The organism is Stenotrophomonas maltophilia group sp. Smal12, assembly GCF_037079935.1.
Classification (GTDB): domain Bacteria; phylum Pseudomonadota; class Gammaproteobacteria; order Xanthomonadales; family Xanthomonadaceae; genus Stenotrophomonas; species Stenotrophomonas sepilia.
Genome location: NZ_JBAWUK010000006.1, coordinates 19,917 through 45,916 on the forward strand (window position 1 = coordinate 19,917; position 26,000 = coordinate 45,916).

Here is a 26,000-nt window from a genome sequence, read left to right on the forward strand (position 1 = left end):
CGCGTTGCCTGAAGGTTTGACATCACGTTGCCCCGCCCTTGATGGGGGCGCCCACAACGCATTCCTATGCTGGGCCCACCACCTGCGAGGTGGTGATCAACCTGGAGATGCACCATGCAACGCGACCAGAAAGACCTTCCCCATCCGGACACGGAGGCGCAGCGCCCCGATCCTGTCAGTCCGCTGCAGGCAAAGCTGCACAACCACCGCAATCATGACGAAGCGCTGCAGGAAACCTTCCCCGCCAGCGACCCGATCTCTCCCTTCGTCGCTGCACCCACGCCGGACGAGCAGGCCAAGCGCCTTGGGGAGCGGGTCAGGCTGCCAGACCGTCGCACGGATGAGGAGGCCGCGGGAGGTGACGAGTGATCCGGCGCGGTTTCGCCCGTGTCGCGGCCGCGACGGCGCGATTGTCCGGCAGCCTGGGGGCATTCGTCGCAGCGCTGGGGGTGATCATCACCTGGGCTGCCAGCGGGCCGGCCTTCCACTTCAATGACACCTGGCAGCTGGTGGTGAATACGGGAACGACCATCGTGACCTTCCTGATGGTGTTCCTGATCCAGCATACGCAGAACGCCGACACCGCAGCGCTGCACATCAAACTGGATGAACTGATCCGTGTCAGCAAGGACGCCAACCAGGAGCTGTTGAACCTGGAGTCGATGGAGCCGGCCCACCTTGAAGAGATACGCCAGCGCTACGAGGCACTGGCGAAGACCGCTGCAGACATCAAGTCCAAGAAGGAGCGCTGCATGCCCTGCCATGCGGACGCGGCCGCCGAAGCCTGAGGTCGCTGCTCCGGCGGCTACCTGCACCTAACCCTGTTCTGGTGTGAGGCCCTGCCTGGCAGGGCCTTCCAGCAGCGCTCCGGTGGCGGAAAAGCGGCTGCCGTGGCAAGGGCAATCCCATGTGCGCTCATGACCATTCCATTGAACAACGCACTTCAGGTGCGGGCAGAGCGCCGACATCGTGTGCAGGCGCCCTCCCTCATCGCGGTAGACCGCAGTTCGCTTTCCGTCCACGTCCAGCAGTGCGCCGCAACCACGGGCCAGCTCACTGGGCGAGTGCGACGGCACAGCAGCAAGGCGATCTCCCACCATGTGCCGCGCAACCGTGCCATTGGTACGGGCCCAGCCGGCCGCCGAGCGCACCGGTGTGAAGCGCATGGGGCTGAGCAGCTGCTCGATCTCGCTGGTCGTGCCGAGGATTCCCTCGGTGATCGCACGCGCGGCCACGCCCGCCCAGGTCAAGCCGTCCGGCCCATAGCCGGTAGCCACCCACACATTGTCGTGCGCGCTGCTGCCGATGTAGGGCAGCTGGTCGGCTGCACGGAACTGCTGCGCGGACCAGCACAGCGGCTCTCCCTGCACGGTGAAATTGCGATGCGCGTCGGCGACCAGATGCTCGGCTGGATCCATCGGCGGCGTTTCGCCGGTGCGGTGGGTCTCGCCGACCAGCACCAACCAGTCACGGCCATCAGTACCGCGCACCCCGCGCAGCGATCGGTGCCGATCGGCAATCCAATGAATGCCTGCCGCGGGCGGCGTGGCAACCGGTACCGCCACGCCGTATTCGCGGTAGACCTCCATCTCGGCCTGCACCAGGTTGAAACCTGCTGGCGAATGGGTGGCCAGCACGAAGTGCCTGGCGTGGATGCGGGCGCCGTCGGCCGTCGCAACGCCGGCGGATGCCTCGATGCTGTTGATCCGGGTCCAGTCGTGGATGCGCACCCGGCCCGCCAGATGTCGCGCCAGCTCAATGCAGAACGCCGCCGGATCCAATTGCGCCTGATCTGCAACGCGGAAGGCGTGGCCCAAGGTGAACGGCAGCCCGGACTGGTGGTGTTCGCATTGCAGGCCGACGCGCTGATAGGCCTGCAGCTCACGCTCGAATCGCGCAGTGACCTCGCGGGTGCGCTCCTGCATGCCGTACTGCATGGCCACGCGTTCGAAGCCACAGCGCAGATCGTAGCGGTGAACCAGTGTTTCGATGGACCGCAGCGCCTGCTGCCGCCACTGCACGATACGACTGGCCGTGTCACCGCCCCAACGCGCGATCAGGTCTGCCAGCCGGGAAACGGGCGCGTAAAGATTGCCCGTGGACATCACCGTATTGCGCCCGCCGATGGGCCCCGCATCGACCACCAGCACATCCAGGCCGCTATCGGCCAGGCGGGCCGCTGTCAGCAGGCCAGTCATGCCAGCACCAACCACCAGCACGTCCGCCTGCGTGGTTCCGGCAAGTGGGCGGAAGCTGTTCGATTCGGTATCACGGGACCAGAGGCTGGCGCGCGGTAACGGGTCGGCCATGAATACACCCTTGCAGAGTCAGCTGGAAGCCTTCCCTGATACGCCGCTGCGGGTGAAACAGCAGTGGTGCGGCCGTGCAGGAAATGCTCACACGCGTGGCAGCAGCGATGCCGATCAAGGGCGGGTGAACATCGCGTGGGCGACACGCCTGCGCCCGCTGTGCGGGCGACGACGCCCCCCTTGCAGTGCGGTCGCTAGCGTGCCTGGAAGGAGGAACCCGCTGTGAGCACGCACCTGGAGATCGACCTGATGATCGCGCAGTTGGAGGAAATGCTGCCGGAATGGGCGGCGTTCTACCCCGAGCCACAGTTCATCCGAATGCTCGCCGAGGCGCTGGACTTCATTGCCGCCAGTGCCGACTCCGATGCCCGGATGTATTGCGTGATGCGCACCGGACACCTCAACGTGTGCAGCGGAGAGATCCCGTGGGCGGCGCGCTATGGAGGCGGTTGAGCCAGTACGTCAGGCCGCGATGGCATAGGGTTCGACCAGCTTGGCCAGGACGTCCATCGCCGTCTCAGCCTCGGCCTGGCCGTCGCTGTGCTGCACAAACCCAAGCCAGTCTGCGCAGGCCAGGCGTCTCAACGCCGCCGGCTGCGTAGGGAGCCAGCGCATCGGCCAGAACGGGAGACGCCGGTTGCCTACCCTGCCGCGCTGCAATTCAATCAGTCCCGTGTGGCTGGTAGCACCGAGCACCCGTGAGTACGCCACGCTCAAGCCGTCCTCGGGCCCCTCCGTGTACTGCAGGAATCGGGCTCCATCGAACAGCAGCACCCCGGTGACGCCGGCATTTCGGTTGAAGCGGGCGGCGTCGTCCACCAGTTCGTCCAGCTTCCCACTGCCCAGACCCAGCGGGTCACCCGCAACGGCTGGGGCCGCTTCACTCACGTATGCGACTGCCCTGATCGGCATTGGCTGCTCCTGTAGCGAATCCCCCCAGATTCCGTGTCGAAAGCATAGGCCAACCGCGCCGCCGGTATGTTCCGACGCTGTGTATTTTGTGGATCAGTTGGGTTCAGACAGACAGACGGTACGCAGAGTGCGCCTGGGCTACCCGTCTGCCTGCGCCCATCGCGCAAGATTCTGTTTCACTTTGTCGATGCCGGCCCACGGGTCCCTGCGGCGCCGTTTGAGCTTTGCTGGCACGTCCCTGATCGTGAACGCGTCGGCGCGCTTGAGTTTGGACAGATCCCCCCATGCAATCGGCAGCGCCACCGGTGCCCCCGGCCTGGCCCGCAACGAGTACGACGCGACCGCCGTTGCTCCGCGCCCGTTTCGCAGATAGTCAACGAAGATCCGCTTGTTGCGCAGGCTTCTGGTGGCTGTTGCCAGGAACCGCTGCGGCTCGGACTGCGCCAGTGCTTCGGCGAAACCCTTCGCAAAGCGCTTGGTCAGGTCCCAATCGCATCCCGGGTTGAGCGGCACGACCACGTGCAGGCCCTTGCCGCCGGATACTCGCAGGAACGACTCCAGCTCCAGCTGCGCCAGCAGTTTGCGGATGTCGGTGGCCGCTTTCTTGACCTCGGCAAAGGGCACGTCCGGTCCTGGATCCAGATCGAACACCACCCGGTCGGCCTGCTCGGGCGCTTCGGCGTGGCTGCCCCACGGATGGAATTCCAATGCGTTGAACTGCACCAGTTCGAGCAGGCTGGCCGGGTCGCGCACGACCAGGTAATGGGCATTGATGCCGCTTTCTTCCTTCAGCCTTGCCGCGTCGACCAATTCCAGTCCGGCCGTATGGTGTTTCTGGAAGAAGCAGGGTTTTGCAGTGCCACTGGGGCATCGGATGATCGACAGCGGGCGATCAATCACCTCGGGCAGGAGATGATCCATCACTGCCGTGTAGTAATCCCACACGTCCTGCTTGGTGTAACCGTCGCCGGGAAACAGGATCTTGCCCGGAGAGGACAGCGACGGCGGCACGCGATCCGCCACCGGTGCCTTCCTGGTCTTGCGCGCAGGTCGCGAGGCTGCCGGTGTGCGCGCCGCCGCCGGGGACGTTCCAGCGCGATCGGAATCGGCAAGGTCGGCGGTATCCTTGTCGGCCCGCACCGCCTTCAGCGACGCCTGGCGCAACAGCTTCTGCCCGCCGATCCCGCGGTAGAAGACCTCGACCACGAAACGTGGCTCGAACCAGGTCGCAGCGCGCAGGTCGGTGTCCTGCGTGGGCACGTAGGCGGTCGGCTTGCGGCCGCCACCGCCCTTGATGCGCTTGCTGATGTCACCGATCAGTTCGTCCGAGAACCCGGACCCGACGCGGCCGGCGTAGAGCCAGCCATGCTTCGCATCCGGCCGGGCCAGCAGCAGTGAGCCGAAGCCGGTGCGGTTGCCTTTGGGCGCGGTATATCCGACCACCGCGAATTCGTCGCTGGCCAGTTGCTTGGTCTTGCGCCAATCCTCGCTGCGGCCGCTGTGGTAGCTGCGGTCGGCGCGCTTGGAGATGATGCCTTCGAAATGCTGCTCGCCGGCCACGCGATAGGCTTCATCGCCATCACCTTGCACATGCGAACTGAACGCCAACGGGCGGCCCTGTCCTTCCAGCACGGACTGCAACAAGGCCTTGCGCTCCAGCAAGGGCGCATCAGCGACATCCACACCATCGAGGTGCAGCAGATCGAACAGTGCATACGTCAGCACGCCTTGGCGCTCGCCGGAGAGCGTGGCCTGCAGCAGGTTGAAGTCCTCCTTGGTGCCAGCGCCGGCGATCAGCTCGCCGTCCAGTGCGGCTGAAGTGAGGCCCAGCGCCGCCACAGCGTCACGTATCTCGGGGATCTTGCCGGTCCACTCCAGTGCATTCCGGGACCAAAGCTGCACATTGCCCTCGGCGACCGTGGCAAGGATGCGGTACCCGTCCCATTTGATCTCATGGACCCACTGCCCGCCCTGGGGCGGCGCGTCTCCCAGCTTGGCCAACTGCGGTTCGAATGGACCGGACGGCGCTGCGGCCTTTCTTGCCCTGCTGAGCGCCAGGGCCTTCTTCGCCCAGTTCTTTGGCCGGGTGCGCCTGGCGGGTACTGTGGCGAGCCTTTTCTTTGCAGCCTTGCCGGCACCCGACCGCTTCAGATCCTCTGCAGGGGGTTCAGCGACATCGGCCAGCAGATCGTCCGCCTCGATATCGCCGGCAAATTCGTCGTCGTCCTTGAACAGCAGCCACTGCGGCTGGCGCGCCGGCTTACCGGAACGGACCAGATGCCACCCGCCCTTCAGTTTGGCGCCGAACAGCTCGAAGCGCAGATGACCCTTGGCAAGCTGGGCTTCCGGGTCGCCCTGCGTGGCCCATACACCGTGGTCGAACTGGGCGACATGGCCACCGCCGTACTGGCCCTTGGGGATCTCGCCTTCGAAGCTCGCGTAGTCGACAGGATGATCCTCCACCTCCACCGCCATGCGCTTGACCTTCGGGTCGTAACTGGGTCCTTTGGGCACGGCCCAGCTCTTCAGCGCGTCGCCGACCTGCAGGCGGAAGTCGTAGTGCCTGCGGCTGGCATGGTGCAACTGCACCACGAAGATGGCGCGTTGGCCTTTCGGTAGCGCCTTGCCCGGCTCGGGCTCCTGGGTCTGGTCAAAACGACGCTTGCGGCGGTACTCGACCAGGGACATGGGCAACTCCGCGCTATTTTCCCAGATGCTTGCGGACCGCAACGGCGGTGGGGCCGACCGCAGCGACAGCGGCACGAAGTTCTGCGGCGGACACACCCAGCGTCGCGGTCCAGTATTGCAGCTCGTAATCTTCGTTGACGTTGATACGATCCCGGTCCGGGCTGCCGGTGTTCTTCTTGTCATCGCTCATGGGGGGTCTCCACGCGTGATCGGGCGTGAAGTGACCGTACCGGCCGGTGCATGGGCACGAAGCGATGCCATTGTGAAGCCATGGCGAAGGCTGGATGCATCGGCGGCAACAGACGCCGACAGATCCTGCATCGTGAAGACAGCGCGCAGAGTTCGCGTGGACGTTCCCATGCCGCCTTCACTTGGCCCCTGCTCGATCGCAACCGGTCAGAACCTACGCTGGGCACTCCACTCACTGCGGAGCCCAGTATGGCTATCAAGACGGCGGAAGACCTGTTCATCCACGAACTCTCGGATATCTACAGTGCCGAGAAGCAGCTGACCAAGGCCCTCCCGCGCCTGGCCGGTGCGGCCGAGAACCCGGACCTGGCGGCAGCGTTCGAAACGCACCTGGAAGAAACGCAGGGCCAGATCGAACGCATCGATCAGGTGGTGGAGGTGCTTGGCATTCGCCTGAAGCGCATCAAATGTGCGGCGATGGAGGGCCTGGTGGAAGAAGGCAAGGAAGTGATCGACAGCATCGACAAGGGGCCGGTGCGGGATGCGGCCCTGATCGGCGGCGCGCAGAAGGTCGAGCACTACGAGATTGCGTCCTACGGCACCATCGCCGCGCTGGCCAAGCAGCTGGGCTACAAGGATGCCCTGCCGCTGCTGCTGGAGACGCTGGAGGAAGAGAAGGCCACCGACGAAAAGCTGACCCTGCTGGCCAAGGGCGGCGGCAACGCCAAGGCCGCGCAGGCCGCCTGACCGGCGCACCGCGGAGCCAGGCGGCCACGGATGGTCGCCTCAGGGCCCGTACAGCACCTGATCATTCGGGCAGAAGAACGTGCGTCGCAGCGTGGTCCCCATGTAGAGCTTGCTGATCGGGCCACCGCACAGAGGGCAGACTTTTTTCGTGTGCACCTGCCAATGCTTCTTCAGCTCGAAACGGCGCTTCCACTCCAGGAAATCAAAGCTGTAGGCGCGGGCCTGCTCGATCATGGCGGTAAGCCTGCGTGGCGGCAGGTCGCCCAGCCGGGTGGCCGGATGCACGCCTATCCGGAACAGCACCTCGTTCTTGATGATGTTGCCCACGCCGGCGAAGACGGTCTGGTCCAGAAGCGCATCACAGACCATGACATCCGGCATGGCCTTCAACTTGCGCCGGGCCAGCTTTGGATCCCAGGCCTCGTTCATCACGTCCGCGCGCCAATCGTAGACATCGTCCAACGGCTCCTCGATCAGCCGCACGGAGCACGCATAGAAGTTCAGCTCGCCATTGTCGAACCTCAGGGATACACGCGGCGTGGTTGGCTTCCGTTCGTCGATGCGCCAGCTGCCGAACATCATCAGGTGGATGCGCAGCGTGTGGCGGCTGAATTCCAGCAGGAAGTGCTTGCCCCAACTGCGGACCGCCTTGACCCTGCGGCCCTGCAGCGGTGACAGGTCGATGCGGCTGTTACCGGACACGGTGCGGACCACGTGCCCCTTGAAATAGCTCGCCGCTTCCCGCAACAGCACGATGGAAGGACCTTCAGGCATGGGCGTTCTCCTGCAGCAGCGCCTGCAGACGCAGGGCGTTGCGGGTAGCGTGGCCGAGTGCGGTATTGTCCAGTACGAACCAGGCCGGCCGTTGCGCATCGGCTTCGCGCTGCAGCCGTTGCGCCAGCTTCGCCAGGGTCTGCTCGCTGTACGCACTGCGATAGATCTGCGGTTGGCCGTGCCAGCGCCAGTAGCTCCACGTGCGGTGACCGCCGGGAATCGCTGCCGCCGGCACCCGTGCCGGATCCGCGGCAACCCGTGCAACGCCATGCGCGCTCAACAGCGCATCGACCTCCGGCGTGAACCAACTCGGGTGGCGCGGCTCGCACGCCAGGTCGGCTTGCGTGCGTGCGCGCAGGCCCCGCAGGAAGGTTTCGGTCGTGATCGTGTCGTACACCAGGCTGGGCGGCAACTGCAGCAGCAACGGACCGAGCTTTCCGCCCAGCGCCAGCACGCCTTCAAGGAACTGTTCGAGCGGTTGCATTGCATCGCGCAGCCGACGCTCATGGCTGATCTCGCGCGGGAGTTTCACCGCAAACCGGAAGCCCTCCGGAACGCTCGCGGCCCATCGCGCGTAAGTCCTGGGCTGGTGCGGTCGATAGAAGGACGAGTTGATCTCCACCATCGGCAGGCGTGTGGCATAGCGCTGCAGCAGGCTTTCGCCCGCGCCGAACGCTTCCTGATCCGCCCGCGGCAGCGACCATCCCGCACAACCGACGCGTGGTGGGTCGGACGCAACCGGGGCGGCTGTGGCCCTCATCGTGCCAGCTGCCCGTCCGGTTCCGTGATGCCGCCCGCACCTGCCTCCGTGTGCGACTGCGAGACCGACAGCAGTCGGTCCAGGGCACTGGTACCCGCCTGCAGCGCCGACGCGCTGCGCACGAAGCCGGTCCAGTCGGAGATGGCGATCTTTCCCAGCGCCAGCTCGTCCACCCGCACGCTGCGCATCCGCCAGTGCGGAAACTGTCGACGCCCCACCCTGCCCCGGTTCAGTTCGACGATCCCACTGTGGCTGCTGGCGGCCAGAACGCGCATGTAAGCGGCCTTGAATCCTGCCTCCGGGCCTTCCAGGTACTGCAGGAAGCGCGAGCCATCGAACAGCAGTGTGCCGGTGACATCGACGGATTCGTTGAACTGCACCGCCTCCGCCACTAGCTGCTGCAGCCGTTGTTCGGTCAGGTTGCGGGAGGCTTCACTTACGTAGGCAATTGCTCGAAAAGGCATGGCACCACCGGTTGTTGCAGACCGCTCTACCTTAGCCACGCGGATCGTACGCGCGGTGAGATCGGTGTAGAGGCTGCGTCGAACTGTGGCGTGGCCCTTCCGCATCGCGTTGACGCGCGGTTGGGTTGCGGAAGAAGTGTCTGCCTGTGCGCACACGCGTGCACCATGGTTCGTGGAGGCAGGATGAGGAATCGCAGGCTTCCGGATGACGCCACGTTGGCAGCCATGCCACCGCCGTCTAGCGTCGGATCTGGAAGATGGTCGCTGCCGCCAATCGGGCGGCTGAACCCAAGGAGACTTTCCATGGCCAACCAGAACCAGAACCAGGGCAACAGCAACCGCGGTTTCGCTTCGATGGACGAGGACAAGCAGCGCGAGATCGCCGCCAAGGGTGGACGTGCCGCGCACGAGTCAGGCAACGCCCATGAATTCAGCTCGGAAGAAGCACGCGAAGCCGGCCGCAAGGGCGGCGAAGCAGTGAGCCAGGACCGCCAGCACATGGCTGACATCGGCCGCGAAGGCGGCCAGAACAGTCGCGGTGGTGGCAACCAGGGCGGCAACCAGGGAGGCGGGCAGCAACAGCAGGAACGTGGCGGCGGCAACAACCGCGGTGGCCAGCAGCGCTGATCTGCATTGAAACCCGATGTACCCCTTCGTGGGCGGACGTGATGTCCCCCCACTTTCGTGCGCCCTCGCGTCACTCACGGGCGTTTCAACTGGGGCGCCGCAGGCGGGCGCCCCAGGTTTTTCATGGCTCGCGTGGCGGCAGATCCAGTGCGCCCGCGCCCGGGCCGGCCCCCAGCTCGGCCCCGGTGGTCGGCCGCGCTTCCGGGTCGGAGAGCGTGCGCAGGGTCATGGCCTGCACCGCGGCCTGTTCGCGTGGATCGAGGTCCACCGTGCCGCTGCCGTCGCCACCGTCCACCGCAGCCTGTGCCTCGCGGTCGCTGACCCGCTCCCAGAGCTCGCCGCTGTTCCAGCTGCCCTGCAGGTCGTCGGCGCCGTCGCCCTGCGACATGTCCATGTACAGATCGGTGAACGCAGGATCCCCCGGCAGCTTGCCCGGTGGGAAGTTGGGCTGGATGCTGTGCAGCGCCTTCTCGAACGACTTCATGTGGGCGATCTCGCGGGTCATCAGGAAGCGCAGCGCATCCTTGATGCCCGAGTCGTCGGTGACGTTGATCAGGCGCTCATACACCAGCTTGGCGCGGGCTTCGGCCGCAATGTTCGAGCGCAGGTCTGCGCTGGGGTCACCGATCGAGTCGATGTAGGCGGCTGTCCACGGCACCCCACTGGAATTGACCAGCGCCGGGCCGCCGCCGTAGAGGATCTGTTCGGTGTGGCTGGTGCTGTTCTGCCCCAGCAGCCGCATGTCCTCGGCCTCGGCAAGGCCTTCGGACTGGATCGCCTTGGGCCCGCGGTTGAGCATGGCGATGATGGTGCCGATGATCTCCAGATGGCTGATCTCTTCGGTGGCGATGTCCATCAGCAGGTCCTTGCGCCCGGGATCGCATTCGCCAAGTCCCTGGGTGAAGTAGCGCATCGCGGCGGCCAACTCGCCCTGCGGGCCGCCGAACTGCTCAAGCATGAGGCTGGCGAGCTGCGGATTGGATTCGCGGACGCGCACGGTATACATCAGTTTCTTGTGATGAAAGAACATGAGGATTTCTCCAGTGGCTGGCGTGGGCTGGCTTTGCGGTCAACGCTTGGCCTGGGCGCCAGGCGTTTCGTCACGGTTGAGGAACGCACCGACCAGGCCGTCCTGGTGGTCCTCCAGCCAGCGCGCCATGGCAACCTCTTCCTGCAGGATCTGGCCACACACCGCCGCAATGTCGGGCGCGCCGGCGCGCTCGGCAGCGATCACCAGCGCCCGGTACGTGGCGATCTCGGTGTTCTCGAAGCCGAACGAAAGGCCCACGCTCTTGACCACCTCGTCTTCCATCAGCGTGTTGCCAGCGGCGTGGATGGCGGCGGTCATGCTGGCGAACAATCCCTTTGCGGTGGGCACGCTTCCTCCCAGCGCCTCGATGCACTCCCGCAGGGAAGCGGCCTGCCCCTGTGTCTCCTGGACGTGCTGGCCGATCCGGGCAGCAAGCTGGGGGTAGTTCTCGATCCGCGAAGCCATGGCCTTCATCATGGTCTCCGCTTCCTGTTCCATGGCGTAGGCATCCTGCAGCCATTTCAGCAGGCGTTCGCGTCGGGTGTCGTTGTGGTCTGCCATCTCGATCTCCGGTCTGGGGCGACATGCCTCCGGAGAACATGGTGGAGCGCTGGCAATCACCGCCTTGTCGGGCGGCGTGAACCGCTGGAGGTGGCCGCTGCACGCGGCCCTGATGCGGCGATAACATGCAGGGACTGCGGGTTGGCCCCGCTCCGCGGTCAGGGCATCGGGCTGGACAGTGCCGCGCCGCCGGCTCGACCATGCAGGCTGCCACCCGACGCGCGCGGAGCGTCCGTCGCCACCAGTGCCTGTACCACACGGTGTTGCATACGATGAGCACCGCCCTCCACGCCCACGACATACACGAAGCGCCCATCGAACTTGGCGTGCGCGCCCTCCAGGAGATCGTCGGCCTGCAGGGCCCGCTTGAGCGACTTCATCCACGTGCGCTCAGGCATGCGGTCCAGTTCCACTACGATGGCAGTGCCACCGCAGTCCAGCGGCATGCACTCGACACGCAGCACGCGTGGAGAAGCAGAATCGGTTCCGGATAGCGGCATGAGAGAAGCTCCAATGCGGGGGACGGCGGCAGTATCCATGCCACGTGCCAAGGCGCCGTCAACGAGCTCCATCCCGCCCTGCACGCTGCCTCGACGGTGCTGGAGGCGCGCTTCACGGGCTTCGCGCCGGGCTGACAAGCCGCACGCGTCGTATTGATGCTGCACAGCACAGACTGGCACTCCCGAAGCAATACAGGCTGTACACATGCAATCCGGAATGAGCCAGCGCAGATGCAACCTGCTGCTGGTGGAAGACCAGCTCGACCTGGCAGCACTGATGGAACATGCACTTGAGGACGCAGGCGACCAGGTGACGCACGCCTACAGCGTGTTCGACGCGCTGGGACTGCTGGACACCCAGCGATTCGACGGCGCCGTGCTGGATGTCGAGCTTCGTGACGGCGTGGTGTTTCCAGTCGCTGATCGCCTGGCCGAACTTGGCATCCCCTTTCTGTTCGTCTCTGCGGTCTATGACCAGCTGGTGCCGCAGCGCCACCGCCGCGCCGCCTTCGTGGCCAAGCCGTTCCACGTCGACCAACTGCAGGAGACTGTGCGGCGCGTGGTGGGCGACGCCTGCGCACCCTCTTCGGCACGCTGACCCCGACCGCAGCGGTCAACCCAGGTGCGGGGCCACCACCAGGCTCAGCTGGCGCAGCGCACCACCACGGGAGAGCCCGTCCCAGTTGCCACGCGCCACGCTGCGGATCTCGGAGGCCTCAACCCACAGCAACCGCATCGACCAATCAGGAAAGAACCGGCCTGAAACCCTGCCACGGCCCAGTTCGATCAGCTCGCGATGGCTGCGGGCACTGAGAATGCGGCTGTACACCACGTTGATGCTGTCTTCCGGTCCCTCGATGTACTGGAGGAAGCGGAGCCCATCGTAAAGAAGCACACCGGTAACGCAGGCTTCGAAGTTGAAGCCGGCGGCGGCCCTGGCGAGGTCGTCCACATGGTCCATGGAAAGCCCCGGTATCGCCTCACTTGCGTAGGCGATCGCGCGGAGGGGCACATTCGTTCCTTCTGGCGCAGGAGGTTTCCTGCACGGCAATGATCGCTGTCCCGTTGTAGGCGGCGATGAGGGCCTTCAGGCGCTGAGGCACCGCCGCCTCTCCTCGGCTGCACACTACGCTAACACCCGTCCCGGACTTCAAGCGGCGTTCGCGTAGGGCTCAACGATTGCAAGCAGCTTCTGCATCGCTTCGTCTTCGTCCTGGCTGGTTACCGCCCGCTGGATGAAACGGCTCCAGTCCGCAAGGGCGATCATCTGCAGCTCGCCCGCGCTGACCGACAGGCAGCGCATTGGCCAGAACGGCAACCGCCGCTGCCCGACACGGCCACGCCCGAGTTCGGTCAGTTGGGTGTGGCTGCGGGCGCCGCTTACGCGGGAGAAGGCAACATCCAGCCCGTCGGCCGGGCCTTCCATGTATTGCAGGAAGCGCTGCCCGTCAAACAACAGGACCCCGGTCACGCCCGCTGATCGATTGAAGCGGGCCGCATCTTCCATCAGTGCAGCCAGGCGTTCCGGCGTGAACCCTGGGGCAGCCTGGCTGGCGTAGACAATCGCGCTGTTCGGCATCGACCGCTCCTGCTCTCCCAGCCGATCAATGTAAGGTAGGCAGCGTTCACGCGCCGTAAACGCGTACAGGGCACGCGTCACACATCGGCCGATGTGCCCGGGTTTCATGGGATTCGGCCTGGATCGGAGACGCCTGACGGCGCGACCGCATGCTGCGGTGCGGCGAAATGGCCGGTGTTTACACAATGACCGGCCCGGTCAGCACGGCAGGGGCACCCGCCGCCCCAATCTCCGCCAGATAGGCTGAAAATCCCCCTGCGGCGCGCCCTTCCAGACGCGCACTGGTGAAGACGACGGGAGCACCGGCCCAGCGTACATCCGCGCCGCAGGCCTGCAGCGCCCTCACGATCTGAACGTCTTCCCCGCAGCGCAAGGCAGGAAAACCGCCGACCGCACGATAGAAATGGGCAGAGACACCCAGGTTGGCACCATGGATGCGCCCGTGACCTTCCCCCCACTGCTGCCGCCCCTGGAATACCCTGCGCAGGCGATGTTCGGACGGGCAGCGCGCCGCAATGTCCACCAGTCCGCAGAAGGCGTCACACGGCTGCTCCAGTTGTCCAACCAACCAATTGCCAGGGACCTCGCTATCGGCGTCGGTGCTGGCCAGCCACCTGGCGCCGCGACCCAACAGCTCGACGGCGGCCGCTGCGCGGGCAATCCCCACGCAGCGTGCATCCAGCCGCACAATGCCGACGCGCTGTTGGTGGCAGATGGACGCCGTCGCATCCGAGCAAGCGTCCAGTGCAACCACCACTTCGACCGGTTCGCCGCCCAGGCCCGGGTGCAGGGCCGCCCTTCGGATCGATTGCAGGCAGCGCGCCATGCTGGCTGCCTCGTTGTGCGCGGGGACCAGAACGCCTATCACCGCAGGCCCTCGTTGCGGGCCAGTGACAGCGTGCCGCGCGTCCAGCCCTGCAGCACGAAGTCCGCATCGCGATAGTGGAAGGCTTCGTGCAGGCCGTGGCCCAGGCACCGATGCACGACTTCGGTCCGGCTCACCCGCCCGGGGAACGAGGGCAACCAATGGCACGCGACCAGCAATCCGTCGTCACGAAGTGCTTGATCGATTCCGGCACGCAGCTCGCGAAGGGCGCTCGTCCCCAGGTAGTAGCCCATCTCACCGCAGACGATCAGGTCGAAGCGCCCCGGCGGCCATTGCTCGGGGTGGCTGGCGCAGTGGACCTGCACGTGCGGCAGGTGGGCCAGGTTGCGGCGGGCCCGGAACGCTGCGCGCGGGCTGATGTCGGTGGCCAGCAGGCGCTCACAGCGGGCCGCCAGGGCCTCGGTCAGCACGCCGTTGGAGCATCCCAGCTCCCAGCCACGATTGAACTGGCGCTGGCTCAGGCTGGCCAGCAGCAACGCACGCTTGCGTTCTTCATACCACCGGCTGCGGTAGCCAAAAGGGTCTTCCTGCTCATGCAGTTCATCGAAGTACGGTTGCGCGCTCATGCCAGAAATACCTCGTAATCGCGGAAAAATCGGGCCAGTACATGGGAAGGCAGCACCGGCGGGCTGTTCAGGCCCGGCACGTTGCCCGTCTGCGTCCGGAACCGGGCGATCGCACTTCGTTTCACCGACGCCACTGCGGAAATGTCGACAAGCTGCGGGAACTCCCACGCCATATGCGCGCAGGCCGGATCCAGCCAGTGCCAGCCCCATACCGGGTACTCCAGGCGACGGCAACCCACTGCGCGCGCGGCGCGGCAGGCTGCACGCCCTGCCGCTTCGTGATCGGGATGCCCATCGAAGCGCCAGGGCGCCAGCACCAGATCGCCCGGCTGCAGGTGCTGCTGCAGCCAGTCCTGCAAGCCCTGTTCGTGCTTGCTGACCGCGCCATCGCCGATGCCGAGATGAAACGTCGCGTCGGCCGCAATCCCAAGTTCCGCCAGCGCCGCTGCAAGCTCTGCCCGACGCGCCGACCGCAGGCGGTCCGGTGTCCACCACGGCTCACCCGGATAACACGCTTCACCATCGGTCACGGCAATGACGCCAATCTCCATGCCCTGTGCCGCAGCTTGATGGAGCAGCCCTCCACAGCCAAGGATCTCGTCGTCGGGATGCGGCGCAACGACCACAAGGCGGTGATGGTCGGCGCACAGCGAGCGGGCGGGCGTGGACGGTTGCTGCCAGAGCCAATCGCAGCGCAGCCAGGCCTGTTCCAGAGTTCCCTGTCCTTGCAGGGGTGTGCTGGCTACAGCGCCCATGCGGTCTCCTCGGCTGCCCGCTGCTCACCCAGCCACTGCCAATCGCGATCGGCATGGCACTGCCTGAGGAACACCGTCAGGTCCGCCCAGCGGCGGGCGTGCCCGTCTTCCAGGCACATCGGCGCCGGACCGAGCGCCCGGCCTGCAAGGTCCAGGACGCGCGTCGCCGCCCGCTCGACCACGCAGCGCAGCCGCACTACGTCTTCCCGATGTGCCGATTGGGGCGCGTCGTCGATGCGCGCGGCCACTTCGCGAAGCAGCGCCGCAGCCGGCCCCAGGGCAAGGTCCGCTGCACCCAGCAGCCGTGCGCGGTTGCCGTCGCTGCAGGCCGGCCGCATGCGTTCAGCCAGTGCCACCGCTGCGCCAAACCAGACCGCCGCGATACCGGCTCCGCCATGCCAGAAGACCGGCCGTTGCAGGTAGGCGTCGCGCGGTCCCAGAATCGTCATCGGTGCGCCGTCGAAGCGCACCGTCGTGGACGGAATGCCGGCCATGCCAGCCGCCGGCCAGGGCTCACCCGAAAGCGTGCACCAATGCTCCGCCGCCACATGGCAGAGCCACACGCCGTGTGTGTTCCGCACGGTTACCAGTGCCGCATCCACCCACGCGCTGCCTGAACACCAGGGCTTGTCACCATACAGTCCACCGCCGGCGTCGATGCGCAGGGTGTTGGCTGGGCCTTCTGCGGCCCACACCGCCAGCAGCTGCCCCTCAGCAACCATAGGCGCGTTCAGCTCGGCAATGATCGCCAGGGCGTCGTAATGCGCTTCCAGCACCTTGGCCAGGCAGAGGTCCTCTGCCCCCCACGCCGCCAGCGCCCGCCAACGCTGCAGCGTGTGGCCACTTCCGGGCAAAGGCAGTGCGGGCTGCTGGGCGAGAACCTGGCGCGCGCGGTTGAACAGCGAAGAAGGCAACGTCACATCCTGCATGGCCGATCTGCAATGAAGATAGGTCATGAACGTAGGCGCCCTGCGGTCACATCACTGTCTTGGCGGTGTGGCGGCCACATGAATACCCGGCGCAGTGTTCCTCACGCGCTCACCGCTGGCGCTGTTCGCTGGCACGCACGCACTGGCGCAGCTCCCACAGCCAGGGCAACACCACCAGGCCAAGCGCCGGCAGCAGTACGAACCCCCACAGCGCCGGTGCTGCCGGTGCCACATTGACTGCCCATCGAGGTTCGGCCTGCCACGCCACCCCGCCCAGCAGCACCCAAGGAGCGGCGTCGAGCACACTGTGCACGTGCTGCTCGGCCGGGCTGATGCGTCGCCGCCCGTCCGCGCTGACAGTGTCGAGGTAGCCGGCGATTGCGTGCGCGATGACCAGGACTGCCAGCAGCGTGACGAGCAACCACGTGCTTTCCAGCACGAGCCACGCCAGCACGCCGCTGCCGATGAGCAGCAGCTGCAGCCCATGCAGCAGGCTCTCGCGCATCGCGGACGTGTGCGGCAGGTCGGTACGCCGGTGAAAGTGGAAGTCCAGCGCACCGGCGGCCAGCCAGACTGCGTAGACACATGCCATGACAATCCAACTCATGACGGCCTGCTCAGGGAGTCAATACGATCTTGCGGCAGTCGTCGTCCTTGGCATCGAACATCGCATAACCTTGCGCCGCGTCGGCCAGGCGCATCCGGTGCGAGATGATGTCCCCCGGATCCAGCTTTCCTTCCAGGATTGCGTCCAGCAGCTCCGGCATCAGTCCCTGCACGTGAGTCTGCCCCATCTTGAATGTCAGGCCCTTGTCGAACGCATCGCCCAGCAGGAACCCGTGGATGAAACCGGCATAGACACCGGGAATGCTGACCACGCCGCCGCGGCGGGCGGCTGCGATGCACTGACGGATGGCCACGCCGCTGCTGCCTTCCAGTTTCACGGCGGTCAGCGCTGACTCCAGGGCACTGCCCTCGGCCTCGAAACCGACGGCCTCGATGCAGGCATCCACGCCGCGTCCACTGGTCTGGGTAAGGATGTAATCGGCCGGGTCCTCGATCTCCTTGAAGTCGATCGGCGTCACACCATATGCACGGCGCGCGTAGTCCAGGCGGTAGCGAAGATGGTCGACCATGAAGATGGTCTCCGCTCCCAGCAGCCGGCAGCAGGCCGCGCTCATCAGCCCAACCGGACCGGCACCGAAGATCGCCACTGTCGAGCCCGGCTTGACCCCTGCGTTCAGCGCGGCCTGATAGCCGGTGGGCAGAATGTCCGACAGGAACAGAACCTGTTCGTCGGCCACGCCTTCCGGGATGCGCAGTGGGCCCACATTCGCCTTGGGCACGCGCACGAATTCGGCCTGTCCGCCTGCCACGCCGCCATACAGATGGCTGTATCCGAACAACGCCGCCGGGGGCAGAAGGCCCTTCTGGTTCAGCGCAGCGCCCTTGCCCGGGTTGGTGGTCTCGCAGGCGGCATACTCGGCCAGCCGGCAGTGGAAGCACTCGCCACAAGCGATCACGAAAGGGATCACCACGCGATCGCCCGGCCTCACCTGGGTTACGCCGCTGCCGACCTCTTCCACCACGCCCATGAATTCGTGCCCCAGCACATCGCCGTCGTGCAGATCGGGAATCTTGCCCCTGTACAGGTGCAGGTCCGAGCCACAGATGGCGGTGGCGGTAACCCTCAGGATCAGGTCGTCCTCAGCTGCCAGCACCGGGTCCGGCACGGTCTCGACGCGCACATCCTTGCGGCCGTGATAGGTCAATGCCTGCATCGTGCTTCTCCAGAAGATCGGAACGACAGCATTGCAGGGACGCCCTCCTGCCCCGGTGACATCCAGGTGTGCGCAGCGTTCATTCCGCGGCGTCGTGGTGTTAACCCGGCCCGGGGCACGCTGCGAACACCCGCCACAGGAGCTCACCATGAACGACAAGCTGCCTTTCAATCCAACAACAGACGTGGACGATCAATCGAAAGCACACACGCCGGACAAGCGGCGCAATGGTCGAGCGAAGTGGAAGGAGCACGACATGCCGGACGACGGCGATGGCCCCAAGGCCGTACCCGAGGACTACGAGCGTCCCGATCCCGATCCGACGGGCAAGCGTTGAGGCCGCCTCACATCCTGGATGCGCCGGGTTCACGCGTCATGGTGCGCTGCCGGCGCAAGCTGCATGCACGGTTTCTGGTCAGGCTGAAAGAGGTGTTGCATGTGGAAACGCAACGGTCTCTCGCTGGTACTGCTCGCACTCACTGTCGTCTTCATTGTCGGGCAGGCAGTTGCGGGACATCACGTGCACAATCAGGAGTTGACGCAGCACGGGCGCGCGGCGATCGACCTCTGGCACTACCTGGCGACCGGGCATTTCGTGAGCGCTACATTCGAGAACTGGGAGAGCGAGTTCCTGCAGATGGGAATGTACGTTCTTCTGACCGTCACCCTGCGCCAGCGTGGCTCGGCCGAATCCCGGCCCCTGGACCCGGCGCAGGAGCAGAACCGCGTCGAGCCGGGCCCTGCGCCGTGGCCGGCTCGTCGCGGCGGCGCATGGAAGGTGCTTTACGGTCACTCGCTTGCGATTGCCTTCGGGCTGTTGTTCCTGCTCAGTTTTGCATTGCATGCATTGGGTAGCTGGCGCGCCGAGCAGGTCGAGCAGCAGCTGCAGGGGTTGCCGGTGCCGGGTTTCCTGGAGCATCTGGGCAGCAGCACGTTCTGGTTCGAATCGATGCAGAACTGGCAGAGTGAGTTTCTTGCGGTGCTGTCCCTGGTTGTACTTACGATCTTCCTGCGGCAGAAGGACTCACCGCAATCCAAGCCGGTCGAAGCTCCGCACGCGCAGACAGGGGATTGAACCATGGGAAATGCTCCGTCAACCGCCTTGCTGATCATCGATATGTTCAGTCGCTTCGACTTCCCAGGCGCGCAGGCGCTGGCGCCAGCAGCGGAGCGGGCGGCCGCACAGATCCGACGCTTGAGAAACCACTTTGATGGCCACGGATGGCCGGTCATCTACGCCAATGACAATTTCTCGGACTGGAAGCGTGACTTCCCCCAACAGGTAGCACAGTGCCAGCGGGATGGAGGACCGGCCGGGCGGATTGCCGACCTCCTCTCTCCCCTGCCCGGTCACTACTTCGTGCTCAAGCCCAAGCATTCGGCGTTCCTGGCCAGCCCGTTGCCGATTCTGCTGGCCAAGCTTGGCGTGCGCAGCCTTTGGCTCAGCGGGATGACGCCCGATTCATGTGTCCTGGCTACCGCGCTGGACGCCAACGCCAGGGAATTCGACGTAGTGGTGGCACGGGAGGCCGTGGCGGGGACGCCGGCCCGGAAACAGCGTGCGATGGCGCTGCTCGCCGATTCGGGTGCAGCCTGGGTCGCACGGCTCGCCTCGCTGGTCCCGGCATGACCGGCCGGAGCGGGCTCAGGCGCGGTCTGCGATTCCCTTTACACCGGCGTGACCGGCGCAATGTGCGCAGCAGAAGATCTGACCGCTTCCTTCAACGCCATGTCCGATGATCGCGCAGTCGCAATGTGCGCAGCGCGGTGCGAACGCATGGATGGCGCACTCGAACGAATCGAAGGTGCCGCTGCGTCCACCCTGCTGGAGGGTGAAGCTCTTGTCGTAGTCATTGCCGCAGACATCACAGGTAGCCATGGGGCACCTCATGCGGAGAAAGGAGCATGCAGTGTCGCGGGCGCGGGTGTCGGCGGTCGTGAATGCATCGTGTCGCCAGCGTGCAGAACACCGATGTGTTCATTACGCAGGCTGCAGCCCGCGTTGCCAACGCCCAGCCCACGCGTCTCAGCGTGCCTTGCCGGGCTCGGCACTGCCACCAGGCGATGTGCCGCGACCACAGGGAAACGCCGCGCGCAGCCCTTCGACAACCAGGGGAGACGCATCCTGTTGCAATCGTTCGCGGGGCAGCTGCCGGAGCTGGGAAGACACCTGATCGACCAGTTCATGCGGAAGGATCCGGCCCTGCCCACACCACTGACCGCGGCTGGCATCGGCGACACCCAGGATATAGCTGCTGGCCCGGGCGCTGGACAGCCCCCGGCAGTGTTCGCCATCGCAGAACCCGTCAGCACCTTTGCCCTGCAGCAGCGTGATGAGCTCCGCACCACTGACAAGCCAGGTGCGTTCCGGTTGCGTTGTGCCTGCCACGGCGGGTCCCACGAGGGCGCCGAGGCACAGTGTCAGGAGCCAACGCATGCGGCGGTGCGCGCGGCGGGCTTGATGTCCTTTCATATCGGGGTCCTGGCTGTCGTTTTTCTGGATTCCACGCGGCGCCGGTCAGAGTTGATCAAGCTGGTTGCGTGGTTGAAACGCCGGGTCGTCCTCAGCTTCCAGCATGGCATCCACCAAGGCGTCGAAGGGCGCGGCAGCGGTATCCAGGTCCGTGGAAGAAAGGAATCCGGATTCCCCCTGGCCGGCCAGGGCAATCGCGGCAACGGTCTCGCGCTCACCTTCCTCTGCCCAGAGATAGTCGTGGACCAGTGCCACCCCATGGTCGCCCGCCTTCAGGAAATCGGCCGCGCCCCGTGCCACAGCCAGAAACGCGATGAGATCGTAGAGGCTTTCCGAATACGTCAGCGATCCCGCAACAAAGTGCGTACCAGTGCGGTCATAGGCGGCAACCTGGATATTCTCGGCCTGCGCGGATGCAAGGAAGGCCTTCAATGCGGCGCGATTGTCGGGGTAGCGGGCCAGCAGGGCCTGGCAGTCTATGAGCAGTTCATCCAACGCCTCGTCGCTTGAAGACGGCAGGCATTCACCGTTGCCCAAGCGCCACGGCCCGGCGATGCATCGCCAGTCGGACCATCGGGATGGCGAAGGCAGGGGCGCCGCCAGCCATCTGGAGAGATCTTCGTGGCGCAACTGCAGGCGCAACAGCGCTGAATAAGGCTCTGACAAGGCGATGACCCATCCGGTCTGCGTGTCCAGATGGCTTTTAGCAGACAACGCGCGACCCGCCAACACCCCAGTCCCAGCCTCATGGACTGCGACTGCGACTGCTACTGCCGCAGGCGCGGCGCCGGACTATCGCGCAGCCGTTGACCCTCTCACTACGCACCTTCCGGTCATCACCAGTCTGCGTACCGGCAGCTCCGGCATGCGCAGGCGCTCCAGCAACAGCGACATCGCGGCCCGCCCCATCTCTTCAACCGGCTGCTCGACCACGGTAATACCCGGTTCGACCAGCTCGGTCCATCGCTCGTTGTCGAAGCCTGCCAGCGCCAGCTCTCCTGGAATCGCAAGCCCAGCGCTGCGGGCCGCTTTCAATGCGCCCATGAGCAGCAGGCTGTTGCTGGCGACCAGCGCATCGGGACGCGAAGGACTGGTCAACCACGGCTCGACCGTTGCGATGGCGGCCTCGGCCGTGGGCTCTACCTCGCGGTAGTCCGGTTCCAGCCCGTGCCTGCGCATTGCAGCGATATAGCCGTCGCGGCGTTCGGCCGCCGTGGTACTGGTGCTGCCGAACAGGCCACCGATGCGGCAATAGCCGCGCTCGGCCAGGTGTTCGACCAGGCCCGCCATCGCCGCTGCGTTGTCGAGGACCACGCTGTCGATCGAGCCACCGGGTGCGGCACGATCGACCAGGACCGTAGGGTAATCCAGCGTGAGCCGGTCCAGCCGCCCCACCGTGGTCCGGGTGGGCGCAAAAATCAGCCCACTGATGCGTTCCTCATGCATCAACTGCAGATACAGCGCCTCGCGCTCGGGGTCCTCATCGGTGTTGCAGAAGGTGACGCGAAGGCCTTCCCGGTACGCGACTTCCTCCACGGCGCGGATCAGCGCGGTAAAGAACGGGTTGCGGATATCGGCCACGATCAGGCCGATGATGCCGGTATGCCGGGCGCGCAGGCGTCTTGCCTGCAGGTTGGGGTGATATCCGGTCTGGCGGATCGCCGCCTCCACCCGGCCGCGCACGGCCTCGCTGACCGGGCCGCCGCCGAGCACCCGCGACACCGTGGACTTGGATACCCCCGCCACGCGTGCGACGTCATTGATGCTGATGCTCACTGGTAACGTTCCCGGAATCGAGCGCTTTTCTGGGCCGGACGGCCCTCCAGCACCATGTTAACGCCAAAGGACTATTGGATTTTTGTGCACTGCACATTGAAATGGTGAGTGGGAACGTTCCCAATACATCTCAGCCACCCCTTCCGCGGAGCCCCCTTTGTCGCCCCAGACCTCCCCTTCCCCGGCCAGCCGGGAACTGATCCGCCTGGACGCGCGGGCGCAGGACAAGACCGATGCCATTGCCCAGGTCGCCCAGATGCTGGTCGCGTCCGGCTGCGTGGCGCCGGGGTACGAAGCCAGCATGGGGCGGCGCGAAACGCTGGCGAACACCTTCCTTGGACACGGCGTAGCAATCCCGCACGGGCTTGGCGAGGACCGCCATCTGGTGCACCGCGATGGCATCGCCGTGCTGCAGTTGCCGCAAGGCGTGGAATGGAACCCGGGACAGGTCACCCGTCTGGTGGTCGGCATCGCTGCCCAGTCGGATACCCACATCACGGTGCTGCGCCGCTTGACCCGGCTGATCCAGGACGAGTCCACGCTGCAGCGGCTGTTCACCACCACCGAGGCGGGCGAGATCGTGAACGCGCTGGCCGGCGATGTTGCGATTGCCGCCATCCACGCGCCAGCGGTGGATCTGGCCGAGCGCTTCGAATGGACCATCGCCTACCCCAACGGACTGCACGCCCGTCCTGCCACGCGCTGGGCCGAGACGGCGCGCGGCTTCGCGGCCCGCGCGCAGGTCCGCGCAGGCGATCAGGCGGCCGATGCCAAGAGTCTGGTAGCGCTGCTTCAGCTCGGGCTGCGTGAGGGCGATGCTGTGCGTGTTTCTGCCGAGGGCGCCGATGCCCCCGCGCTGCTGGCTGCGCTGCGCAAGGTCATGGATGGATTGGTCGCACAGGAAAGGGCTGATGCCGAGCGTGCAGCCCAGCGCAAGGCAGCAGCCCCTGTCGCCGGGTGGAAACCACCCGAAGCGCAGGCGACGATCATTGGCATCGGCGCCAGCCCCGGATTGGCGATCGGCCCGGTGCATGTGCTGGCCAGCACGCAGGCGGAAGTCACCGACCGTCCTGCCCCGCTTGGCGAGGGCGGCGCACGCCTGCAGGATGCACTCGGCCGCACCCGCCAGCAGCTGGCCGCCCTGCAGGACGACACACAGCGCCGCCTTGGCGCTCCGGATGCGGCGATCTTCAAGGCGCAGGCCGCGCTGCTCGACGACACCGACCTGATCACCCGCACCTGCCAGCTGATGGTCGAAGGCCATGGTGTGGCGTGGTCATGGCACCAGGCCATCGAGCAGATCGCCTCCGGGCTGGCGGCGCTGGGCAATCCGGTGCTGGCCGGGCGCGCGGCGGACCTGCGTGATGTCGGCCGGCGCGTGCTGGCGCAGCTTGACCCTTCTGCTGAAGGTGGTGGCCTGGCGGATCTGCCGTCGCAACCGTGCATCCTGATCGCCACAGATCTCTCGCCTTCGGATACCGCCAATCTCGACACCGGTCGCGTGCTCGGCCTGGCCACCGCGCAGGGCGGGCCGACCTCGCACACCGCCATCCTCTCGCGCACGCTGGGCCTGCCGGCGCTGGTGGCCGGCGGCGCCGGGCTGTTGGCGATCCAGCCAGGCCGCGAAGCGATCCTGGACGGCAGCAGCGGACGGCTCTACCTGTCCCCCTCCGAAGCCGATCTCGCCTCGGCACGCGAATGGATCGCCGAACAGCAGCAGATCCGCGAGCGCGAAGCCGCGCAACGCGCGCAACCCGCCCAGACCCCCGACGGCCACCGCATCGACATCGGCGCCAACGTCAACCTGCCCGACCAGGTGCCACTGGCACTGGAACAGGGTGCGGAAGGCGTCGGCCTGATGCGCACCGAGTTCCTGTTCCTCGAACGTGGCAGTACGCCCAGCGAGGAGGAGCAGTACACCACCTACCTGGCGATGGCCAAGGCACTCGACGGCCGCCCGCTGATCGTGCGCGCGCTCGACATCGGCGGCGACAAGCAGGTGGCGCACCTGGAACTGCCACGCGAGGAGAACCCGTTCCTCGGCGTGCGCGGCGCGCGCCTGCTGCTGCGCCGCCCTGACCTGCTGGAGCCGCAACTGCGTGCGCTGTATCGCGCCGCCAAGGACGGTGCACGCCTGTCCATCATGTTCCCGATGATCACGTCGGTGACCGAGCTGGTCGCACTGCGCGCCATCTGTGAGCGCCTGCGTGCCGAGCTGGAGGCGCCGGTGGTGCCGATCGGCATCATGATCGAAGTGCCGGCTGCCGCCGCTCAGAGCGACGTACTGGCGCGCCATGCCGACTTCTTCTCGATCGGCACCAATGATCTGACCCAGTACGTGCTGGCGATCGACCGCCAGAACCCGGAACTCGCCGCCGAGGCCGACAGCCTGCATCCGGCGGTGCTGCGCGCGGTCCGCGCCACGGTTGAAGGCGCACGGCTGCATGGGCGCTGGGTCGGCGTCTGTGGCGGCCTGGCCGGCGACCCCTTCGGCGCCATGTTGCTGGCTGGCCTGGGCGTGGACGAACTGTCGATGACTCCGAACGACATCCCGGCGGTGAAGGCGCGCCTGCGTGGCACCGCGATGACCGAACTGCAAGCGCTGGCCAGCACCGCACTGGGGTGCGAAACCGCCGAGCAGGTGCGCGCCCTCGATGGAGCGCGCGCATGACTGCCCGCGCCGTCACCGTGACCCTGAACCCGGCCATCGACCAGACCGTGCGCCTGGCCCGCCTGCAGCCAGCCCGCGTGCATCGGGCCGGCAGCTCCCGCGACGACGCAGGCGGCAAGGGCATCAACGTGGCGGCCTGCCTGGCCGACTGGGGCGTGCCGATCACCGCGCTGGGTGTGCTGGGCGACGGCAACGACGGCGTGTTCCGCACGCTGTTCCGTGAGCGGGGCATCATTGACGGCTGCCTGCGCGTTCCGGGCCATACCCGCACCAACATCAAGCTGGTCGAAGAGGCCAACGGCGAAACGACGGACATCAACCTGCCGGGCCTGGCCGTGGACGCTGCCGATCTGGACGCGGTGTCGCGCCAGCTCGGCGCCCTGCTCGCGCCCGGCCTGCCGGTCGTGCTGTCCGGCAGCCTGCCGCACGGACTACCGGCCGATGCATGGGCGCGGTTGCAGGCGCAGGCCGGAACGGCCGGTGCGCGCGTGCTGCTGGACACCAGCGGCGATGCGCTTGCAGCTGCGCTGGACGGCGCGCGGGGCGCGCTGCCCTACGCCATCAAGCCCAACCGCCACGAACTGGAGGCTTGGACCGGCACGTCGCTGCCGGATCGCAGCGCACTGCGCGCTGCAGGCCAGGCCTTGGTCGAACGCGGTGTCGCACTCGTTGCCATCTCCATGGGGACCGACGGCGCGCTGTTCATTGATCGCGCCGGCGCCCTGGTCGCGCGACCGCCGCGTCTGGCCCAGGGCAGCACGGTGGGCGCCGGTGATGCCATGGTCGCCGGCATCGCCGCCGCGCTGTTGGAGCGCTCCCTCGACCTCGCCGCCTGTGCACGACTGGCCACGGCGTTCTCGATGAGCCGGCTGGATAGCGGAGACGCGCGGCGGCTCGATCCGGCGCAGGTGCGCGCCGGGGCCGGCGATGTACTGATCGAGCGGTTGGATTGAAACACCTGCCGGAGGAGCAGCGGTCGGCTTCGGGCCACCCGCGATGCCTCCGGCAAGGACGAACCCGAAG

Annotated in this window: 33 protein-coding genes; 11 read left to right on the top strand and 22 right to left on the bottom strand. The window is 66.3% G+C overall.

Annotated features, from left to right (window positions below; translation table 11 throughout):
• The first annotated feature begins 114 nt into the window (after nucleotides 1–114).
• Nucleotides 115–369 carry a hypothetical protein gene (locus WDC87_RS04010; protein WP_069138523.1) on the top strand — a complete coding sequence of 85 codons (255 nt, stop codon included), beginning with the start codon at nucleotides 115–117 and terminating at the stop codon, nucleotides 367–369.
• A complete protein-coding gene (locus WDC87_RS04015; protein WP_072167049.1) occupies nucleotides 366–788 on the top strand; it encodes a low affinity iron permease family protein in 423 nt (140 codons plus the stop codon). The genes WDC87_RS04010 and WDC87_RS04015 overlap by 4 nt, the downstream gene beginning before the upstream one ends.
• 27 nt (nucleotides 789–815) lie before the next feature.
• Here the strand turns inward: WDC87_RS04015 and WDC87_RS04020 are convergent, their stop codons facing one another.
• Nucleotides 816–2,309: an FAD-dependent oxidoreductase gene (locus WDC87_RS04020; RefSeq protein WP_289852741.1), complete on the bottom strand. Its 1,494-nt coding sequence runs from the start codon at nucleotides 2,307–2,309 to the stop codon at nucleotides 816–818.
• Nucleotides 2,310–2,531: 222 nt separating this feature from the next.
• Here WDC87_RS04020 and WDC87_RS04025 point away from each other — a divergent pair, with 222 nt between their 5' ends.
• Entirely contained in the window at nucleotides 2,532–2,762 is a 231-nt protein-coding gene (locus tag WDC87_RS04025; RefSeq protein ID WP_072167051.1) for a hypothetical protein, read from the top strand.
• Between the two features lie 9 nt (nucleotides 2,763–2,771).
• Here WDC87_RS04025 and WDC87_RS04030 read toward each other — a convergent pair whose 3' ends face one another.
• From WDC87_RS04030 to WDC87_RS04040, 3 genes are all read right to left on the bottom strand, one after another.
• The gene (locus WDC87_RS04030; RefSeq protein WP_252745464.1) at nucleotides 2,772–3,221 is read right to left on the bottom strand and encodes a BLUF domain-containing protein; all 450 of its coding nucleotides are present in this window, start codon (nucleotides 3,219–3,221) and stop codon (nucleotides 2,772–2,774) included.
• Nucleotides 3,222–3,359: 138 nt separating this feature from the next.
• Nucleotides 3,360–5,909 carry a DNA ligase D gene (gene ligD, locus WDC87_RS04035; protein ID WP_252745482.1) on the bottom strand — a complete coding sequence of 850 codons (2,550 nt, stop codon included), beginning with the start codon at nucleotides 5,907–5,909 and terminating at the stop codon, nucleotides 3,360–3,362.
• A 13-nt stretch (nucleotides 5,910–5,922) separates the two neighbouring features.
• Nucleotides 5,923–6,099 carry a DUF3606 domain-containing protein gene (locus WDC87_RS04040; protein ID WP_065426543.1) on the bottom strand — a complete coding sequence of 59 codons (177 nt, stop codon included), beginning with the start codon at nucleotides 6,097–6,099 and terminating at the stop codon, nucleotides 5,923–5,925.
• 248 nt (nucleotides 6,100–6,347) lie between these two features.
• On the opposite strand from WDC87_RS04040, the gene WDC87_RS04045 reads away from it, so the two are divergent.
• Complete coding sequence (locus WDC87_RS04045) at nucleotides 6,348–6,845, top strand: DUF892 family protein (protein WP_252745463.1); 498 nt, start codon at nucleotides 6,348–6,350, stop codon at nucleotides 6,843–6,845.
• 39 nt (nucleotides 6,846–6,884) lie between these two features.
• On the opposite strand, the gene WDC87_RS04050 is transcribed toward WDC87_RS04045, so the two are convergent.
• Genes WDC87_RS04050 through WDC87_RS04060 form a run of 3 tightly spaced genes read right to left on the bottom strand, consistent with a single transcriptional unit; the run spans nucleotide 6,885 to nucleotide 8,843 of the window.
• Entirely contained in the window at nucleotides 6,885–7,619 is a 735-nt protein-coding gene (locus tag WDC87_RS04050) for a DNA-formamidopyrimidine glycosylase family protein (RefSeq protein ID WP_252745462.1), read from the bottom strand.
• The gene (locus WDC87_RS04055; protein ID WP_252745461.1) at nucleotides 7,612–8,379 is read right to left on the bottom strand and encodes a DUF72 domain-containing protein; all 768 of its coding nucleotides are present in this window, start codon (nucleotides 8,377–8,379) and stop codon (nucleotides 7,612–7,614) included. Before WDC87_RS04055 ends, WDC87_RS04050 begins: the two co-directional genes overlap by 8 nt.
• Nucleotides 8,376–8,843 (bottom strand): BLUF domain-containing protein, encoded by a 468-nt coding sequence (locus WDC87_RS04060; protein ID WP_289852744.1) that lies wholly within the window; start codon nucleotides 8,841–8,843, stop codon nucleotides 8,376–8,378. Before WDC87_RS04060 ends, WDC87_RS04055 begins: the two co-directional genes overlap by 4 nt.
• A gap of 303 nt (nucleotides 8,844–9,146) precedes the next feature.
• Between WDC87_RS04060 and WDC87_RS04065 the strand changes: the two genes are divergently transcribed.
• Nucleotides 9,147–9,470: a KGG domain-containing protein gene (locus tag WDC87_RS04065; protein ID WP_005409695.1), complete on the top strand. Its 324-nt coding sequence runs from the start codon at nucleotides 9,147–9,149 to the stop codon at nucleotides 9,468–9,470.
• A 121-nt stretch (nucleotides 9,471–9,591) separates the two neighbouring features.
• On the opposite strand, the gene WDC87_RS04070 is transcribed toward WDC87_RS04065, so the two are convergent.
• From WDC87_RS04070 to WDC87_RS04080, 3 genes are all read right to left on the bottom strand, one after another.
• Nucleotides 9,592–10,500 (bottom strand): manganese catalase family protein, encoded by a 909-nt coding sequence (locus WDC87_RS04070; protein ID WP_188241013.1) that lies wholly within the window; start codon nucleotides 10,498–10,500, stop codon nucleotides 9,592–9,594.
• 39 nt (nucleotides 10,501–10,539) lie between these two features.
• The gene (locus WDC87_RS04075) at nucleotides 10,540–11,061 is read right to left on the bottom strand and encodes a ferritin-like domain-containing protein (RefSeq protein WP_069138513.1); all 522 of its coding nucleotides are present in this window, start codon (nucleotides 11,059–11,061) and stop codon (nucleotides 10,540–10,542) included.
• Between the two features lie 158 nt (nucleotides 11,062–11,219).
• Nucleotides 11,220–11,561, bottom strand: coding sequence for a hypothetical protein (locus WDC87_RS04080; RefSeq protein ID WP_252745459.1), 342 nt, complete (start codon nucleotides 11,559–11,561; stop codon nucleotides 11,220–11,222).
• A 205-nt stretch (nucleotides 11,562–11,766) separates the two neighbouring features.
• On the opposite strand from WDC87_RS04080, the gene WDC87_RS04085 reads away from it, so the two are divergent.
• Entirely contained in the window at nucleotides 11,767–12,159 is a 393-nt protein-coding gene (locus WDC87_RS04085; protein ID WP_072167057.1) for a response regulator, read from the top strand.
• 15 nt (nucleotides 12,160–12,174) lie between these two features.
• On the opposite strand, the gene WDC87_RS04090 is transcribed toward WDC87_RS04085, so the two are convergent.
• The 8 genes from WDC87_RS04090 to WDC87_RS04125 form a co-directional block, all read right to left on the bottom strand.
• A complete protein-coding gene (locus WDC87_RS04090; RefSeq protein ID WP_072167058.1) occupies nucleotides 12,175–12,573 on the bottom strand; it encodes a BLUF domain-containing protein in 399 nt (132 codons plus the stop codon).
• Nucleotides 12,574–12,711: 138 nt separating this feature from the next.
• The gene (locus tag WDC87_RS04095; RefSeq protein ID WP_151355106.1) at nucleotides 12,712–13,140 is read right to left on the bottom strand and encodes a BLUF domain-containing protein; all 429 of its coding nucleotides are present in this window, start codon (nucleotides 13,138–13,140) and stop codon (nucleotides 12,712–12,714) included.
• Between the two features lie 178 nt (nucleotides 13,141–13,318).
• A complete protein-coding gene (locus tag WDC87_RS04100; RefSeq protein WP_252745458.1) occupies nucleotides 13,319–14,008 on the bottom strand; it encodes a glycosyltransferase in 690 nt (229 codons plus the stop codon).
• Nucleotides 14,005–14,592, bottom strand: a complete 588-nt coding sequence (locus WDC87_RS04105) for an SAM-dependent methyltransferase (protein ID WP_065196295.1) — start codon at nucleotides 14,590–14,592, stop codon at nucleotides 14,005–14,007. The genes WDC87_RS04100 and WDC87_RS04105 overlap by 4 nt, the downstream gene beginning before the upstream one ends.
• A complete protein-coding gene (locus WDC87_RS04110) occupies nucleotides 14,589–15,347 on the bottom strand; it encodes a PIG-L family deacetylase (RefSeq protein WP_072167062.1) in 759 nt (252 codons plus the stop codon). The genes WDC87_RS04105 and WDC87_RS04110 overlap by 4 nt, the downstream gene beginning before the upstream one ends.
• The gene (locus WDC87_RS04115) at nucleotides 15,335–16,276 is read right to left on the bottom strand and encodes an acyl-CoA dehydrogenase (protein ID WP_336331285.1); all 942 of its coding nucleotides are present in this window, start codon (nucleotides 16,274–16,276) and stop codon (nucleotides 15,335–15,337) included. The genes WDC87_RS04110 and WDC87_RS04115 overlap by 13 nt, the downstream gene beginning before the upstream one ends.
• Before the next feature lie 109 nt (nucleotides 16,277–16,385).
• Nucleotides 16,386–16,883, bottom strand: a complete 498-nt coding sequence (locus WDC87_RS04120) for a hypothetical protein (protein WP_072167064.1) — start codon at nucleotides 16,881–16,883, stop codon at nucleotides 16,386–16,388.
• A 10-nt stretch (nucleotides 16,884–16,893) separates the two neighbouring features.
• On the bottom strand, nucleotides 16,894–18,057 hold the full coding sequence (locus WDC87_RS04125) for a zinc-dependent alcohol dehydrogenase (protein ID WP_088497169.1): 1,164 nt from the start codon (nucleotides 18,055–18,057) through the stop codon (nucleotides 16,894–16,896).
• Nucleotides 18,058–18,205: 148 nt separating this feature from the next.
• Between WDC87_RS04125 and WDC87_RS04130 the strand changes: the two genes are divergently transcribed.
• The 3 genes from WDC87_RS04130 to WDC87_RS04140 all read left to right on the top strand — a co-directional run bounded on the left by WDC87_RS04130 (nucleotide 18,206) and on the right by WDC87_RS04140 (nucleotide 19,687).
• Nucleotides 18,206–18,394 (top strand): hypothetical protein, encoded by a 189-nt coding sequence (locus tag WDC87_RS04130; RefSeq protein WP_088497168.1) that lies wholly within the window; start codon nucleotides 18,206–18,208, stop codon nucleotides 18,392–18,394.
• 99 nt (nucleotides 18,395–18,493) lie between these two features.
• Complete coding sequence (locus WDC87_RS04135) at nucleotides 18,494–19,132, top strand: DUF6766 family protein (protein ID WP_252745457.1); 639 nt, start codon at nucleotides 18,494–18,496, stop codon at nucleotides 19,130–19,132.
• 3 nt (nucleotides 19,133–19,135) lie between these two features.
• Nucleotides 19,136–19,687 carry a cysteine hydrolase gene (locus tag WDC87_RS04140; protein ID WP_252745456.1) on the top strand — a complete coding sequence of 184 codons (552 nt, stop codon included), beginning with the start codon at nucleotides 19,136–19,138 and terminating at the stop codon, nucleotides 19,685–19,687.
• Between the two features lie 15 nt (nucleotides 19,688–19,702).
• Here the strand turns inward: WDC87_RS04140 and WDC87_RS04145 are convergent, their stop codons facing one another.
• The 4 genes from WDC87_RS04145 to WDC87_RS04160 all read right to left on the bottom strand — a co-directional run bounded on the left by WDC87_RS04145 (nucleotide 19,703) and on the right by WDC87_RS04160 (nucleotide 22,306).
• Nucleotides 19,703–19,936 carry a hypothetical protein gene (locus WDC87_RS04145; RefSeq protein ID WP_005416583.1) on the bottom strand — a complete coding sequence of 78 codons (234 nt, stop codon included), beginning with the start codon at nucleotides 19,934–19,936 and terminating at the stop codon, nucleotides 19,703–19,705.
• 147 nt (nucleotides 19,937–20,083) lie between these two features.
• Nucleotides 20,084–20,530, bottom strand: coding sequence for a Rap1a/Tai family immunity protein (locus WDC87_RS04150; RefSeq protein ID WP_252745455.1), 447 nt, complete (start codon nucleotides 20,528–20,530; stop codon nucleotides 20,084–20,086).
• A gap of 45 nt (nucleotides 20,531–20,575) precedes the next feature.
• Entirely contained in the window at nucleotides 20,576–21,244 is a 669-nt protein-coding gene (locus WDC87_RS04155) for a hypothetical protein (protein ID WP_336331282.1), read from the bottom strand.
• Between the two features lie 78 nt (nucleotides 21,245–21,322).
• Nucleotides 21,323–22,306, bottom strand: a complete 984-nt coding sequence (locus tag WDC87_RS04160; protein ID WP_252745453.1) for a LacI family DNA-binding transcriptional regulator — start codon at nucleotides 22,304–22,306, stop codon at nucleotides 21,323–21,325.
• Between the two features lie 157 nt (nucleotides 22,307–22,463).
• On the opposite strand from WDC87_RS04160, the gene ptsP reads away from it, so the two are divergent.
• Both ptsP and WDC87_RS04170 read left to right on the top strand, forming a co-directional pair.
• Nucleotides 22,464–24,977 carry a phosphoenolpyruvate--protein phosphotransferase gene (ptsP, locus tag WDC87_RS04165; RefSeq protein WP_336331283.1) on the top strand — a complete coding sequence of 838 codons (2,514 nt, stop codon included), beginning with the start codon at nucleotides 22,464–22,466 and terminating at the stop codon, nucleotides 24,975–24,977.
• On the top strand, nucleotides 24,974–25,930 hold the full coding sequence (locus WDC87_RS04170; RefSeq protein WP_252744984.1) for a 1-phosphofructokinase family hexose kinase: 957 nt from the start codon (nucleotides 24,974–24,976) through the stop codon (nucleotides 25,928–25,930). The genes ptsP and WDC87_RS04170 overlap by 4 nt, the downstream gene beginning before the upstream one ends.
• Nucleotides 25,931–26,000: the final 70 nt, after the last annotated feature.